Annotated in this window: 14 protein-coding genes; 9 read left to right on the top strand and 5 right to left on the bottom strand. The window is 71.4% G+C overall.

The features are described from left to right. Positions 1-13: 13 nt before the first annotated feature. The 8 genes from QA802_RS09195 (at position 14) to QA802_RS09160 (ending at position 9,266) form a co-directional block, all read left to right on the top strand. Positions 14-502, top strand: coding sequence for a GNAT family N-acetyltransferase (locus QA802_RS09195; protein WP_334534434.1), 489 nt, complete (start codon positions 14-16; stop codon positions 500-502). Positions 503-618: 116 nt separating this feature from the next. Beyond that, a complete protein-coding gene (locus QA802_RS09190; RefSeq protein WP_319166124.1) occupies positions 619-1,212 on the top strand; it encodes a histidine phosphatase family protein in 594 nt (197 codons plus the stop codon). Positions 1,213-1,419: 207 nt separating this feature from the next. Then, complete coding sequence (locus tag QA802_RS09185; protein ID WP_334519808.1) at positions 1,420-3,927, top strand: alpha-L-arabinofuranosidase family protein; 2,508 nt, start codon at positions 1,420-1,422, stop codon at positions 3,925-3,927. A gap of 231 nt (positions 3,928-4,158) precedes the next feature. After that, positions 4,159-5,187: an N-acetyl-gamma-glutamyl-phosphate reductase gene (gene argC, locus QA802_RS09180; protein ID WP_334519806.1), complete on the top strand. Its 1,029-nt coding sequence runs from the start codon at positions 4,159-4,161 to the stop codon at positions 5,185-5,187. Positions 5,188-5,272: 85 nt separating this feature from the next. After that, positions 5,273-6,424, top strand: a complete 1,152-nt coding sequence (argJ, locus tag QA802_RS09175) for a bifunctional glutamate N-acetyltransferase/amino-acid acetyltransferase ArgJ (protein WP_334519804.1) — start codon at positions 5,273-5,275, stop codon at positions 6,422-6,424. Positions 6,425-6,587: 163 nt separating this feature from the next. Continuing rightward, positions 6,588-7,517, top strand: a complete 930-nt coding sequence (argB, locus tag QA802_RS09170; protein ID WP_334519802.1) for an acetylglutamate kinase — start codon at positions 6,588-6,590, stop codon at positions 7,515-7,517. After that, positions 7,514-8,713 carry an acetylornithine transaminase gene (locus QA802_RS09165; RefSeq protein ID WP_334519800.1) on the top strand — a complete coding sequence of 400 codons (1,200 nt, stop codon included), beginning with the start codon at positions 7,514-7,516 and terminating at the stop codon, positions 8,711-8,713. The genes argB and QA802_RS09165 overlap by 4 nt, the downstream gene beginning before the upstream one ends. Positions 8,714-8,720: 7 nt before the next feature. Continuing rightward, a complete protein-coding gene (locus QA802_RS09160) occupies positions 8,721-9,266 on the top strand; it encodes an arginine repressor (protein ID WP_306953846.1) in 546 nt (181 codons plus the stop codon). Between the two features lie 107 nt (positions 9,267-9,373). On the opposite strand, the gene QA802_RS09155 is transcribed toward QA802_RS09160, so the two are convergent. Continuing rightward, complete coding sequence (locus QA802_RS09155; protein ID WP_334519792.1) at positions 9,374-9,637, bottom strand: hypothetical protein; 264 nt, start codon at positions 9,635-9,637, stop codon at positions 9,374-9,376. Positions 9,638-9,698: 61 nt separating this feature from the next. On the opposite strand from QA802_RS09155, the gene QA802_RS09150 reads away from it, so the two are divergent. Further along, the gene (locus QA802_RS09150) at positions 9,699-9,908 is read left to right on the top strand and encodes a hypothetical protein (protein WP_334519789.1); all 210 of its coding nucleotides are present in this window, start codon (positions 9,699-9,701) and stop codon (positions 9,906-9,908) included. A gap of 289 nt (positions 9,909-10,197) precedes the next feature. Here the strand turns inward: QA802_RS09150 and QA802_RS09145 are convergent, their stop codons facing one another. The 4 genes from QA802_RS09145 to QA802_RS09130 all read right to left on the bottom strand — a co-directional run bounded on the left by QA802_RS09145 (position 10,198) and on the right by QA802_RS09130 (position 14,473). After that, complete coding sequence (locus tag QA802_RS09145; protein WP_334519787.1) at positions 10,198-10,998, bottom strand: FAD:protein FMN transferase; 801 nt, start codon at positions 10,996-10,998, stop codon at positions 10,198-10,200. Further along, a complete protein-coding gene (locus tag QA802_RS09140; RefSeq protein ID WP_334519784.1) occupies positions 10,991-12,130 on the bottom strand; it encodes an FMN-binding protein in 1,140 nt (379 codons plus the stop codon). The genes QA802_RS09145 and QA802_RS09140 overlap by 8 nt, the downstream gene beginning before the upstream one ends. 57 nt (positions 12,131-12,187) lie before the next feature. Continuing rightward, positions 12,188-13,570: a ferredoxin reductase family protein gene (locus tag QA802_RS09135; protein ID WP_334519781.1), complete on the bottom strand. Its 1,383-nt coding sequence runs from the start codon at positions 13,568-13,570 to the stop codon at positions 12,188-12,190. Between the two features lie 144 nt (positions 13,571-13,714). Beyond that, positions 13,715-14,473: a L,D-transpeptidase family protein gene (locus tag QA802_RS09130; RefSeq protein WP_334519778.1), complete on the bottom strand. Its 759-nt coding sequence runs from the start codon at positions 14,471-14,473 to the stop codon at positions 13,715-13,717. Positions 14,474-14,524: the final 51 nt, after the last annotated feature.

Raw genomic sequence — 14,524 nt, 5'->3', positions numbered from 1 at the left:
AGCCACGGACGCCATGAACGCCACGGACGCCCAGAGCGCCACGGACGCCAAGAACGCCACCCCGCCCCTCGCCGAGGGATACGAGATCTCCACCGACCCCGCCCGCGTCGACGCCGAGCGTGTGCACCGCTGGATGTCCGCGGACGCGTACTGGGCGATCGGCCGCGAGCGGGAGAAGCAGGACCGCGCGATCGACGGTTCGCTGAACTTCGGCGTGTACGACACGGCGTCGGGGGAGCAGGTCGCCTACGCGCGGGTGGTGACGGATTTCGCCACCTTCGCGTGGCTGTGCGACGTCTACGTGGACCGGGCGGCGCGCGGGAAGGGCATCGGCACCGCGCTGGTCGCCGCCGTCCGCGACCACCTGCGTCCCTACGACCTGCGCCGCATCCTCCTCGCCACCCACGACGCACACGGGGTGTACCGGCAGGTCGGCTTCGAAGCGCTGGAGAAGCCGGACAACTGGATGGCGCTGATCTTCGACGTGCCCGGGCCGGCGTGACGGCGACGCTGTTTTCTGGCGACTTGCCCGAAGAACACTGAACCCGTCGGCGAGTTTCTGCCGGCCGTCCGCCGACACCTCTTGACCTGCGCAGTTACGCGGCTCACCATCACCGCATGCCACTTCGGGTCACCTTCGTCGCCGCCGCTCGCAGCTCCCCGCTGCTCGCGGAACGCTTCGAGGACGACCGGCCGCTGGACCAGGCGGACTGGGGCGAGGTGCAGCGCGCGGCCGGCGAGCTGATCCCGCTCGCCGCCGCCGAGTTGCGCTATTGCTCGCCGACCCCGCGCAGCCGGGCCACCGGGGACGCGCTCGGCTACGCCCCGCTGGTGCAGCTCGCGCTGCGGGACTGCGACATGGGCCGCTGGCGCGGCTTCACGCTCGGCGAGGCGATGGCGAGGGAGCCGGAGGCCGTGGACGCCTGGCTGGCCGACCCGCTCGCCACTCCGCACGGCGGTGAGTCCCTGCTCGGGTTCATCTCCCGGGTGGGCGGCTGGCTCGACACCCGGCCGGTGGAGGACGGCTGCCGCATCGTCGCCGTCGCCGAGCCGAGCGTGATCCGCGCGGCCCTGGTGTACGCGCTCAAGGCGCCGCCCTCGACGTACTGGAACATCGATGTGCGCCCGCTGTCCACGACGACCGTCACCGGCCGCGTCGGCCGCTGGAACCTCCGCCTCGAAGGGGCGCCGGCTCAGTCCACGCGCGCGTAGCCGACGACGAGCAGCAGGCCCCCGGCACTGGCCGGATCTCACCCATGGGGCGCCGCCCGCCGTCCCGCCCGCCGCCGCACGCCCCATTGACGTGCCTCCTTCACCTCCCTATCTTGCCGTTCGCAGTGCTGATCATCGTCTGATATTTCGAACGACTCACAGGACGACTCGCAGAACAACTCGCACCAACGAGCCGCGGAGTTATTCATGCCACGCAGCGCCACCCCCACCGCCCCCACCGCCCGCACGCGCTGGAGAATCGGCCTTCCCCTCACCGCCCTGCTGACCGCCGCCGCCCTTCTCCCGGCCCCGGCGCACGCCGAGTCCGTGACCGACTACGCGATCACCGTCGACCCGTCCGCCAAGGGCGCGAAGATCGACGACACGATGTACGGCGTCTTCTTCGAGGACATCAACCGGGCGGCCGACGGCGGTCTGTACGCCGAACTCGTGCAGAACCGCTCCTTCGAGTACGCCGCCGTCGACAACAGGTCGTACACCCCGCTGACGTCCTGGGCGGTCGACGGCACGGCGCAGGTTCTCGACGACGCCGGGCGTCTCCACGACCGCAACCGCAACTACCTGTCGCTGGCCGCCGGCTCGTCCGTGACGAACTCCGGGTACAACACCGGCGTCCGGGTCGAGCAGGGCAAGAAGTACGACTTCTCGGTGTGGGCCCGCGCCGAGCACGGCAGCACCCTCACCGTGAGCCTCCAGGACGCCGACGGGGCGCTGGCCCCCGCCCGCACGGTCGCCGTGCGCACCGGCGGCTGGGTCCAGTACCGGACGTCCTTCACCGCCGCCCGCACCAGCAGCAACGGCCGTCTGACGGTGGGCTCCTCGGCCGCGGCCGCCCTCGACATGGTGTCGCTGTTCCCCCGGGACACCTACCGCAACGAGCCCAACGGGCTGCGCAAGGACCTCGCCGAGAAGGTCGCCGCCCTGCACCCGGGCTTCGTGCGCTTCCCCGGCGGCTGCCTGGTGAACACCGGTTCCATGCAGGACTACAGTGAGGCGTCCGGCTGGCAGCGCGCCCGGTCCTACCAGTGGAAGGACACCGTCGGGCCCGTCGAGCAGCGCGCGGTCAACTCCAACTTCTGGGGCTACAACCAGAGTTACGGCCTCGGCTACTACGAGTACTTCCGCTTCGCCGAGGACATCGGCGCGATGCCGCTGCCCGTGGTCCCCGCCCTGGTCACCGGCTGCGGCCAGAACAGGGCGGTGGTCGACGAGGCGCTGCTGAAGCGGCACATCCAGGACACGCTCGACCTCATCGAGTTCGCCAACGGCCCGGTCACCTCCACCTGGGGCAAGAAGCGCGCCCGGATGGGCCACCCCAAGCCCTTCCACCTCACCCACCTCGAGGTCGGCAACGAGGAGAACCTCCCCACCGAGTTCTTCGCCCGCTTCAAGGAGTTCCGCGCCGCCATCGCGGCCAAGTACCCGGACGTCACCGTCATCTCCAACTCCGGCCCGGACGACTCCGGTTCGACCTTCGACACGGCCTGGCAGCTCAACCGGGACGCCGAGGTCGACATGGTCGACGAGCACTACTACAACAGTCCGCAGTGGTTCCTGCAGAACAACGACCGCTACGACTCCTACGACCGCAGCGGCCCGAAGGTCTTCCTCGGCGAGTACGCCTCCCAGGGCAACGCCTTCAAGAACGGCCTGGCCGAGGCTGCGTTCATGACCGGCCTCGAACGCAACGCCGACGTCGTCAAGCTCGCCTCCTACGCGCCGCTGTTCGCCAACGAGGACTACGTCCAGTGGCGCCCGGACCTGGTGTGGTTCAACGACCACGCCTCCTGGAACTCCGCCAACTACGAGGTCCAGAAGCTGTTCATGACCAACGTCGGCGACCGGGTGGTGCCCTCGACGGCCACCGGCACCCCCTCCCTCCAGGGCCCGATCACGGGCGCCGTCGGCCTGTCGACCTGGGCGACGAGCGCCGCGTACGACGACGTGAAGGTGACCGGCGCGGACGGCGCGTCGCTGCTGAGCGACGACTTCTCCGGCGACGCCTCGCGGTGGACGCACACCGGCGGCGGCGGCTGGTCCGTCCAGGACGGGCAGTACGTGCAGACCGACACCGCCGCAGAGAACACCATGGTCTCGGCCGGTGACCCCGCCTGGCACGACTACGACCTGCATGTGAAGGCCACCAAGAAGTCCGGCAAGGAAGGCTTCCTCGTCGCGTTCGGCGTCAAGGACACCGGCAACTTCTACTGGTGGAACCTGGGCGGCTGGAACAACACCCAGTCCGCCGTCGAGCAGGCCGTGGACGGCGGCAAGTCGACGCTGATCTCCAAGGCCGGGTCCGTCGAGACGGGCCGCGCCTACGACGTCGACGTCAAGGTGCGCGGGCGGCAGGTCACCCTCTACCTCGACGGCCAGGAGTGGGGCAGCTTCACCGACGACAAGCCCGCCGAGCCGTTCCGGCAGGTCGTCACCAAGGACCGGAAGACCGGCGACCTGATCGTCAAGGTCGTCAACGCCCAGGCCTCGGACGCCCGCACGGCGATCGACCTCGGCGGCGCCGGGGTCGCCTCGAAGGCGAAGGCCACCACCCTCGTCGCGGCCCCGGACGCGGTCAACACGGAGACCGCGACGCCGGTCGCCCCGGTGACCTCCACCGTCACCGGGGTCGCCGGGAAGTTCACCTACACCTTCCCGGCGAACTCGGTCACCTTCCTGCGGATCAAGCAGCGGTAACGCACCCCGGCGGGCGCGGGCGGACCACCGCTCACGCCCGCCGGACGCCAGGACCCCTCAGGCCTCCAGGCCGACCATCGGCCCTTCACCCCGGTCATCGGCGTCAGGGCGATCGCCGGCCGAGGTTACGCGGGGCGGCGGAGCGGGCAAAGATCACTACAGGTCGACTCCCGCCTGGATTGCATAAACGTGCATGGAAACGTATAGTCATGCCATCTAGGAGGAGGAGTCATGGTGGTACGTGCGGCGGTGGCCGGAGCGAGCGGGTACGCGGGTGGTGAGCTGCTGCGCCTGCTCCTCGCGCACCCCGAGGTCGAGATCGGCGCCCTGACCGCCCATTCCAGCGCGGGGCAGAAGCTGGGCGCGCTCCAGCCGCACCTGCTGCCGCTGGCCGGCCGCGTGCTCCAGGAGACCACTCCCGAGGTCCTCGCCGGACACGACGTCGTCTTCCTCGCCCTCCCGCACGGGCAGTCCGCCGCGGTCGCCGAGCAGCTCGGCCCGGAGGTCCTCGTCATCGACATGGGCGCCGACTTCCGGCTGAGGAACCCGGCCGACTGGGAACGTTTCTACGGCTCCGCGCACGCCGGGACCTGGCCCTACGGCCTCCCCGAACTGCCGGGCGGCCGCGCCGCGCTGGAGGGGTCCAAGCGCATCGCGGTCCCCGGCTGCTATCCGACGGCCGTCTCGCTCGCGCTCTTCCCGGCGTACGCGGCGGGCCTGACCGAGCCGGAGGCCGTGATCGTCGCCGCCTCCGGCACCTCCGGTGCGGGCAAGGCGCCCAAGACGCACCTGCTGGGCTCCGAGGTCATGGGGTCGATGTCGCCGTACGGCGTGGGCGGCAGCCACCGGCACACCCCGGAGATGATCCAGAACCTCAGCGGCGCCGCGGGGGAGCCGGTCTCCGTCTCCTTCACGCCCACCCTCGCGCCGATGTCCCGCGGCATCCTCGCCACGTGCAGCGCCAAGGCGAAGCCCGGCGTCACCGCCGAGTCCGTGCGCGCCGCCTACGAGAAGGCCTTCGCCGACGAGCCGTTCGTCCACCTCCTCCCCGAGGGGCAGTGGCCCGCGACGGCGTCCGTCCACGGCTCCAACGCCGTGCAGGTGCAGGTCGCCCACGACCCGGCGGCGGACCGCGTCATCGTCGTCAGCGCGATCGACAACCTGACCAAGGGCACCGCCGGCGGCGCCCTGCAGAGCATGAACATCGCCCTCGGACTCGACGAGACCACCGGGCTTTCCACGATCGGAGTCGCACCGTGAGCGACGCACGCGCGGCCACCGGGCCGCGGACGACGATGGCCGCACCGCTGCGCCGCGCGGGCGGAGAAGCGAACGAGGAGAAGCAGTGAGCGTCACGGCAGCCAAGGGATTCACAGCGGCGGGCATCGCCGCCGGAATCAAGGAGAACGGCAACCCGGACCTGGCCCTCGTGGTCAACAACGGGCCCCGCCGCACCGCCGCCGGCGTCTTCACCTCCAACCGTGTGAAGGCCGCGCCCGTGCTGTGGTCCGAGCAGGTCCTGGGGAGCGGCGAGCTGACCGCCGTCGTGCTGAACTCCGGCGGCGCCAACGCGTGTACCGGGCCCAGGGGCTTCCAGGACACGCATGCGACGGCCGAGAAGGTCGCCGAGGTGCTGGAGATCGGCGCGGGCGAGGTCGCCGTCGCGTCCACCGGCCTCATCGGCGTCCTGCTCCCCATGGACAAGCTGCTGCCGGGGATCGAGACCGCCGCGGGCCGGCTCTCCGAGGACGGCGGCGAGAACGCCGCCATCGCCATCAAGACGACGGACACCGTCCACAAGACGTCCGTGGCCCGGGGCGACGGCTGGACCGTCGGCGGCATGGCCAAGGGCGCGGGCATGCTCGCCCCCGGCCTCGCCACCATGCTGGTCGTCCTCACCACCGACGCCGACGTCGACGGCGCGACCCTGGACAAGGCGCTGCGCGACGCCACCCGGGTCACCTTCGACCGGGTCGACTCCGACGGCTGCATGTCCACCAACGACACCGTGCTGCTGCTGGCCTCCGGCGCCTCCGAGGTCACCCCGCCGTACGAGGAGTTCGCCGCGGCCGTGCGCACCGTGTGCGACGACCTCGGCCAGCAGCTCATCCGCGACGCCGAGGGCGCCAGCAAGGACATCAAGGTCGAGGTCGTGGGCGCCGCGAGCGAGGACGACGCCGTCGAGGTGGGCCGCTCCATCGCCCGCAACAACCTCCTCAAGTGCGCCGTCCACGGCGAGGACCCCAACTGGGGCCGGGTGCTCTCCGCGATCGGCACCACGAAGGCCGCCTTCGAGCCGGACCGGCTCAACGTCGCCATCAACGGCGTCTGGGTCTGCAGGAACGGCGGCGTCGGCGAGGACCGCGAGTTGGTGGACATGCGCTACCGCGAGGTCCACGTCGTGGCGGACCTCGCGGCAGGCAATGAGTCTGCGACGATCTGGACCAACGACCTGACGGCCGACTACGTCCACGAGAACAGCGCGTACTCGTCTTGACGTGCCCGCTTGGTTGTCACGGGTCCTCGTCGTCGCCGACGAGGGTTCCTGTTTCGCAGGCGACCGCTCGCCCGGGAACAGTTCCGGGATGAGTCTTACGTCGCCTCCGCAGGTCAGCACCGCCCGCCCGGCGGCTGATCCGAGATCCTTCCGAAAGTCGGCTATGACGGTCAATCACTCAGAAGAGCGAAAGTCCTCCACCCGCAAACACACCGCGCTCCCCAAGGCCCAGATCCTCATCGAGGCGCTGCCCTGGCTGGTCCGCCACAACGGCAAGACCGTCGTCATCAAGTTCGGCGGCAACGCCATGATCGACGAGGACCTGAAGGCCGCCTTCGCCCAGGACGTCGTCTTCCTGCACCACGCCGGCATCAGGCCGGTCGTCGTGCACGGCGGCGGCCCGCAGATCAGCGCCGCCCTCGACCGGCACGGCATCGTCAGCGAGTTCAAGGCCGGCCTGCGCGTCACCACCGAAGAGGCCATGGACGTCGTACGGATGGTGCTCGCCGGACAGGTCCAGCGCGAACTTGTCGGCCTGCTCAACCAGCACGGCCCGCTCGCCGTCGGACTGACCGGCGAGGACGCGCACACCATCACCGCCACCAAGCACCAGCCGCAGATCGACGGCGAGTCGGTCGACATCGGACGGGTCGGCGAGATCACCGCGATCGACACGGGCGCCATCGAGGCCCTGCTCGCCGACGGCCGCATCCCCGTCGTCTCGTCGATCGCCAGGAGCCAGGACGACGGACATGTCTACAACGTCAATGCTGATACGGCGGCTGCGGCACTCGCTGCTGCTCTGGGCGCCGAAACCCTCATGGTCCTCACCGACGTCGAAGGTCTCTACGAGGACTGGCCCAACAGCGACGAGGTGATCAGCCGCCTCACCGCCTCCCAACTGGAGAAACTGCTGCCGGAGTTGAGCTCCGGCATGGTCCCCAAGATGGAGGGCTGTCTGCACGCCGTGCGGGGCGGCGTGAACACCGCCCGCGTCATCGACGGGCGGGTCCAGCACTCGATCCTGCTGGAGATCTTCACCGACGAAGGGATCGGCACGATGGTCGTGCCGGACGGACAGGGGGAGCCGTGAGCGACGCCAACCAGGAACTCACCGCGCGGTGGCAGAGCGCGTTCATGAACAACTACGGCACCCCGCTGCTGCCCCTGGCACGCGGCGAGGGCAGCCGGGTCTGGGACGCCGACGGCAAGGAGTACCTCGACTTCGTCGGCGGCATCGCGGTCAACGCCCTCGGTCACGCCCACCCGGCCGTCGTCGAGGCCGTGAGCCGGCAGATCGGCTCCCTCGGCCACATCTCCAACTTCTTCATGGCCGAGCCGACCGTCGCGCTCGCCGAACGGCTGCTGCGCCACTTCGGCCGGGACGGCAGGGTCTTCTTCTGCAACTCGGGCGCCGAGGCCAACGAGGCCGCCTTCAAGATGGGCCGGCTGACGGGGCGGACCCATGTGGTGGCCACCGAGGGCGCGTTCCACGGCCGGACCATGGGCGCGCTCGCGCTCACCGGCCAGCAGGGCAAGCGGGAACCGTTCCTGCCGCTGCCCGGAGACGTCACCCACGTGCCGTTCGGAGACGCCCAGGCGCTGGCCGCCGCCGTCACCGAGGAGACGGCGCTCGTCGTCCTCGAACCGATCCAGGGCGAGCTGGGCGTCGTCGTGCCGCCCGCCGGCTACCTGAAGGCCGCCCGCGCCATCACCGCCGCGACCGGCGCGCTGCTGGTCCTCGACGAGGTGCAGACCGGCGTCGGCCGGACCGGGCAGTGGTTCGAGTACCAGTCCCACGAGGGCGTCCTGCCGGACGTCGTCACCCTGGCGAAGGGCCTCGGCGGCGGACTGCCGCTGGGCGCGACGGTCGCCTTCGGGCGGGCCGCGGACCTGCTGCAGCCGGGCCAGCACGGGACCACCTTCGGCGGCAACCCGGTCGCCTGCGCCGCCGGTCTCGCCGTCCTCGAGACGATCGAGAACGAGGGGCTGCTGGAGAACGTCAAGCGGCAGAGCGAGAAGCTGCGGGACGGTATCGAGGCCGTCGGCCACCCGTTGATCGATTATGTCCGGGGCGCCGGCCTCCTCCTGGGTATCGTGCTCACCGAGCCCCTCGCGCCCCAGGTGCGTCAGGCGGCTCAGGAGGCCGGGTTCCTGGTGAATGCGCCCGCCCCCGACGTCGTCCGACTGATGCCGCCGCTGAACCTCGGCGACGGCGAGGTGGAGGCGTTCCTGGGGGCGCTGCCCGGCATCCTCGACGCAGTGAACGGGGACCGATCCGGAGAATGAGACGACGATGAGTCAGGCGCAGGACCATGAGCACCCGGGGGTCAACGGGCCCGCCGTGCCGCAGACCCGCACCGCGCGTCACCGCCGGATCGTGGACATCCTCAACCGGCAGGCGGTGCGCTCGCAGAGCCAGCTGGCGAAGCTGCTGTCGGACGACGGGCTGAGCGTCACCCAGGCGACGCTCTCCCGGGACCTCGACGAGCTGAACGCGGTCAAGATCCGCAACACCGACGGCGACCTGATCTACGCGGTGCCCAGCGAGGGGGGTTTCCGCACCCCTCGGGCACCACTCGGGGAGTCGGCGAAGGAGGAGCGGATGCGGCGGCTGTCGCAGGAGCTGCTGATCTCCGCGGAGGCGTCCGCCAACCTCGTGGTCCTGCGGACCCCTCCGGGGGCCGCGCAGTTCCTCGCCTCGGCGATCGACCAGGCCGAGCTGCACGACATCCTGGGGACCATCGCCGGCGATGACACGCTGCTGCTGATCAGCCGGGAGGCGACCGGTGGGCAGGCGCTCGCCGACCATCTCCTGCGATTGGCGCAGAACGGCCACTGACGGCTGCCGCCGGCGCCTGTGAGACGCGGGTGCCTGCGTCAAGCCGGTGCCCGCGTGAACGGGGGAGCGGAGCCTCACTGCCGTTGCTGCGGGACGGTCCATCCGGCTCAGCCGGGACGTGGGGGCTGGACGATCAGCTCGCTCTTCGCCCTGTCGCTGCCGTTGCCCTTCAGCTCGAGGAGCCCGGCCGCGGTCGCCCTGTCGGCGATGATGGCGGCGGCCCGTCGCTGGACTTCGGGTATGCGGTCGTCCAGGAGCTTGTGCTGCTCCTGGACCTGCTTGAGTGTCCGCTGTGCGCGGCGCTCCAGCGTGGTCGCCGCGTTGGCGCGGCGTTCGGCGTACTCCGCTTCCTCGCGTGCCCGTGCAATCACCGTCCCAGGCTGTTCGGTGGCTCAACGGGCTGCGCACGCGCGTGAAGCAGGCGGAACGGCGTTGCGCCGGCCGCCGTTCGACAGTGTGGTGGCGTACATCGACGCCTACCACAAGACGGTCCTGCCCGACTGCTTCGGCAAGAAGCTCACGATCAAGCGGATCGCCCTGGAGGATCTGCTGGAGCTGTCCCGGCAGCAGGGGGCGGCGATTGTGGAGATCCGGGCCGCGATCGACACCACGCAGCGCGAGATCGACCGCAGGATCACCTAGTCTAGTGCCGTGACCGGAAAGGTCCACCGGCTCGCGACGCCCGGCACGGCACTCCCCCAGCCTTCGGCCGGGGATACCCCCACGCCGCGTTGTCGCATCCCCCGAGTACATCCAGGACGCGGGCGATGCTCCGCCTTGCGATGCTCCCCCACTGCCTGAACGGCGTGCGAGGCGCCCCCACCACCGGACGCCGCGAGCTTCTCGACAAACCTCTCCGGTCACGGCACTGGCCGAACGACGTGTGGGCAGCAGACCGCAGGTCCGCTGCCCACACCGTGTCTCGAAGTCCTCAGCCCAGCCGGGATGCCAGGCCGCCGGTGCAGCGGACCTCGTCGCCTGCGGTGATGAGCAGGGCCTCGACGTCCGGGAGGGACTCCAGCCAGCCCAGTGCCTCGCGCGAGCCCATGGCGAAGGCCGCGGTGGCCCAGCAGTCGGCCCAGGTCAGCCGGGGCGTCACCACCGTCACGGCGACCAGGTCGGTCACCGCGGAGCGGCCCGTGCGCGGGTCCACGATGTGGGCGCCGCGCTCCGACGTCCCGGAGGTCGCCACCGCGAGCTCGTCCGCGCCCGCCGCCGAGACCACCGCCGCGAGCCCGCCCGGACGCAGCGGGTCGGAGACGCCCACCCGCCACGGCCGCTCCGGCCCGGGGACGCCCAGCAACTGCACGTCCCCGCCGCCGTTGACGCTCACCCCGCTCACTCCCGCCGCCGCGATCAGCCGGGCCGCGCGCTCGGCGGCCCAGCCCTTCACGATGCCCGTCGGGTCGAGCCGGCCCTGGTAGCGCATGCTGAACCAGCCGTCGCTCGCCCGCTCCGCCTCGGCGCCCAGCTCCAGCACCTCGGCCACCTCGGGGTCGCACTCCTCGAGGGTCAGCTCGCCGCGCGCCAGCCGGGAGACCTGGCTGCCCTCGCGATAGGTGCTGAAGACCTCGTTCACCCGGTGCAGCGAGGCGACCGCCTCGTCCAGCGCCGCCCGCACCGCATCGGCGTCGCCGCCGCGGACGTCGAAGGAGAAGACGGTCCCCATGACCTCTTCCGCGTGCCGCACCACGGCCGGGGCCGCCGCCGACTCGGCCACCGTGTCAGACACCGGCCTTGTCCAGCGCGGACTGCAGGGACTTCTTGTAGCCCTCGCTGGTGTAGGTGGCGCCGGAGACGGAGTCGATGTCGGCGCTGCCGGCGGCGACCGCCTCCTGGTTCAGCTTCGGGACGGACAGCTGGGTCTTCTGGTCGCTGGTGCCGCCCTTGGGGGCCTGTACCGCCTCGGCCTTGGTGATCTTGCCGCCGGCCACGGTGATGCGGACCTGCACCGGCCCGTACTGCGTCTGCTCGACACTGCCGGTGACGGTCTTGGCCTGCGCGGCGCCCGAGGAGCCGGAGGAGCCCGCGCTCGAGCCGGACGACGAGCCGGACGCGGAACCGCCCGCGTTCCCGGAGCCCGACGACGCGCCCTTGCCCGCCTTCGCCTTGTCCAGCGCGGACTGCAGGGACTTCTTGTAGCCCTCGCTGGTGTAGGTGGCGCCGGAGACGGAGTCGATGTCGGCGCTGCCGGCGGCGACCGCCTCCTGGTTCAGCTTCGGGACGGACAGCTGGGTCTTCTGGTCGCTGGTGCCGCCCTTGGGGGCCTGTACCGCCTCGGCCTTGGTGATCTTGCCGCCGGCCACCGTGATGCGGACCTGCACGGCTCCGTACTGCGTCTGTGCGGCGTCCCCGGTGAACGTGCCGGCGGCCTGGGCGCTCCCGGAGCCCTGGCCCTGGCCCTGGGAGGCCCCGGCGCTCGCGTTCGCCTTGTCGATCGCCGACTGCAGGGACTTCTTGTAGCCCTCGCTGGTGTAGGTGGCGCCGGACACCATGTCGATGTTCGCGCTCTGCCGGGCGACCACCGCGGCGTTCAGCTTGGGGACGGCCAGCTCCGTCTTCTGGGTGCTGGTGCCGCCCTTGGGGGCCTGTACGGCCTCCGCCTTGGTGATCTTGTTCTCGACGACGGTGATCCGGACCTGCACGGCCCCGTACTGGGTCTGGGCCGCGTCACCGGTCATCGTTCCCGACACGACCGCGCCCGCGCCGCCCTGGGCCGCCTCCTGCGCCGCCCCGGCGCCCGGAGCGGCCGCCTGCGCGGCGCCCGGGTCGGACGACGGCTTCAGCGACAGCAGCAGCACGACCCCGGACACGGTGGCGGCGGTGGCCAGCACGACCCGCCGAAGCGGGTGACTCTTCCTCATCGCTTCCTGAGCTCCTGATTCCCTTGTGGTGGCGAGGTTCCCGTGCGTACGGGTCGCTCACATCTCGAACGACTCGTGGTGGATGCGGCGGGCGGGGACCCCGGCGCCGCGCAGTGCCTCGTACACCCCCTGGGCGAAGCCGTTCGGCCCGCACATGAAAACGTCGTGGCCGTCGATGTCGGGGATCTTCCGCTGCAGCGACTCCGCCGAGATGTCGGGGCGTTCCCCGTCGGGGCTGTTCACGGCGTACATCAGCCGCGCCCCGCGCTCGTCGGCGATCTTCGCCAGCTCGTCCCACAGGGCCAGGTCCTGCGTGCTGTTGGCCCGGTACAGCAGGGTGATGTCACCGGCCGCGCCCGGCAGCGTCTCGAACAGCGCCCGCATCGGGGTGATGCCGACCCCGCCGGCCACCAGCAGCACCTTGCCGCGGCTGCGCCGGGACGCCGTCATCGCGCCGTAGGGACCCTCGGCCCACACCTTCGTGCCGGGCGTCAGCTCGCGCAGCGCCGCGCTGTGGTCGCCGATCGCCTTGACGGTGATCCGCAGCAGCTCCGGGCGGGGCGCCGCGGACAGCGAGTACGGGTGGGAGCTCATGCGCATCCCCGGCGCCATGAACCGCCAGCGGAAGAACTGACCTGCCTCCGCGCCCATCCGGTGCAGCTTGCGTCCGCCGATGAGCACCGACACGATGCCGGGCGTCTCCTCGATGACAGCCTCGACGTACATGCGGTGACGCAGGTTCAGCCGGAGCGGGGTGACGACGCGGTACCAGACGACCAACGCGGTGACCGTGCCGTACAGCGCGTACCAGGCGGTCTTCGCGGTCGGCTCGACGGCGAAGTCGTTGCCGGTGGTGATCTGGTGCCAGAACGTCAGGAACACGGCCGCGTACGTCATCAGGTGGATGTGGTACCAGGTGTCGTACGGCATCTTGCGCCGCACCGGGCCGATGGACACCACGCCGATGAGCAGCAGCAGACCGGTGCCGATCGCGGCCTTGCCCATGTCGGGCAGCTGGTTCACCGAGTCGACGGTCTGCGAGACGATGTCGCCGAGGGACTTCCCCGCCTGCAGCGCGTACCCCCACATGATGAGGAACACGTGCGCGAACGTCAGGCAGAGCGTGTACCGGCCGCTCATCGCGTGCCAGCGGGCCACCCGGTCCGAGCCCACCCGGCGCTCCAGCGCGGGCACCCGGGCCATCTGCAGCACGACGAGCGCCATCAGATACCCGGCGAGCAGGCCGGTGATCCGGCCCGCGTTGAGGATCCTGCTGTTGTCGTCCGCGATGTTCGGCGTGTTGTCCCACCACAGCCACAGCACGCCCGCGGCTCCCGCCCAGACGGCGATGAGCAGCGGCACGGCCGGGGAGCGGCGCGGACGGATGCGGCGCATCGTCTGGCGGCGGGCGGCACGGCCGCCGGCGATCGTCGTGGTCACTGTTCCTCCGTGGGTGCGGACCCTTGGCCCTCAGATACGGGCCGCGGCCCTGGAGTGTTCAGTGCCGGCGAGAGTCCGCGCGGAGTGTCGCCGACGGGCGTGACCGTCGGTAACCGGAGTTGGGGGAGTGGAGCGGGCCGCGACTCAGTACCGCGTGATCGCAGTCCGTCCGCTCGCCGTGCCGATCGCGAGGTGCGGGCGTTCTTCCGGTCGGGCCCACGCGAGCAGCCGTCGCATCGCGCCGGCCGGCACGGACACGCACCCCGCCGTCGCCCCGCGCCCGTCGACGTGCAGAAAGATGCCCGCGCCCCGATTGCGCACCGGCTTGCGGTAGTTGAAGCCGACGACGAGGGCGTGCGCGTACTGCGCGCGGTAGGCGAGAAGGCGCTCGGACTCGGCGGCCCGGCAGTCGGCCGGCCGCGGCTCGGTCCACCGGTTGTAGGCGCGGGAGGCGTTGTCCTGGCACCACCAGGAGTCCTCGCGGACCGGACGGTACGGGTACGACGTCCCGCGCGGCGGCGCCTGGATGCCGAAGGCGAAGGGAAGGCCGTACAGGCCCGTCGGCGTCGTGTTCGTGCCCTGCCGGCGCGCGGCGCCCTCGACGAGGCCCTTCGCGCCGAACCGGGCGGGTGCGGAACCGGCCCGCAGCCATCGCCCGTCCCGCAGGTCCCACCAGGAGACGACGCCGGTGGTCGAGCCGCGCTTCGGCGCCAGGGCGGTGATCAGCTGGGCGCCGGGGCCCGGGTCCGCCATCCGCGCGGGCAGGGGCACGTCACGCGGTTCCGGCGCGCCGGCGCGCGGGACAGCCCCGGGCGGCCCGGGGGCCGCGCCCGCTTCGGGGGCCGCGCCGAGCACGAACAGGGACGCGACGGCGAGGCCTGCGGCGACGGCATGAGGAGGCATGCGACGACGTTAAGGGCGCTCGTCGTCGTCGGCAGTCCGGAAGGGGCCGAC

It is taken from the genome of Streptomyces sp. B21-105 (assembly GCF_036898465.1).
Taxonomy (GTDB): Bacteria; Actinomycetota; Actinomycetes; order Streptomycetales; family Streptomycetaceae; genus Streptomyces.
The sequence above is the reverse complement of the archived record's forward strand: the minus strand, read 5'-3'. Positions and strand labels throughout refer to the sequence as shown.

Coding starts and splice junctions, on each gene's coding strand:
- argC (WP_334519806.1), top strand. CDS start 4,159: ATGGTGGTACGTGCGGCGGTGGCCGGAGCGAGCGGGTACGCGGGTGGT.
- QA802_RS09140 (WP_334519784.1), bottom strand. CDS start 12,130: ATGAGGAAGAGTCACCCGCTTCGGCGGGTCGTGCTGGCCACCGCCGCC.
- QA802_RS09130 (WP_334519778.1), bottom strand. CDS start 14,473: ATGCCTCCTCATGCCGTCGCCGCAGGCCTCGCCGTCGCGTCCCTGTTC.
- QA802_RS09190 (WP_319166124.1), top strand. CDS start 619: ATGCCACTTCGGGTCACCTTCGTCGCCGCCGCTCGCAGCTCCCCGCTG.
- argB (WP_334519802.1), top strand. CDS start 6,588: ATGACGGTCAATCACTCAGAAGAGCGAAAGTCCTCCACCCGCAAACAC.
- QA802_RS09185 (WP_334519808.1), top strand. CDS start 1,420: ATGCCACGCAGCGCCACCCCCACCGCCCCCACCGCCCGCACGCGCTGG.
- QA802_RS09195 (WP_334534434.1), top strand. CDS start 14: ATGAACGCCACGGACGCCCAGAGCGCCACGGACGCCAAGAACGCCACC.
- QA802_RS09160 (WP_306953846.1), top strand. CDS start 8,721: ATGAGTCAGGCGCAGGACCATGAGCACCCGGGGGTCAACGGGCCCGCC.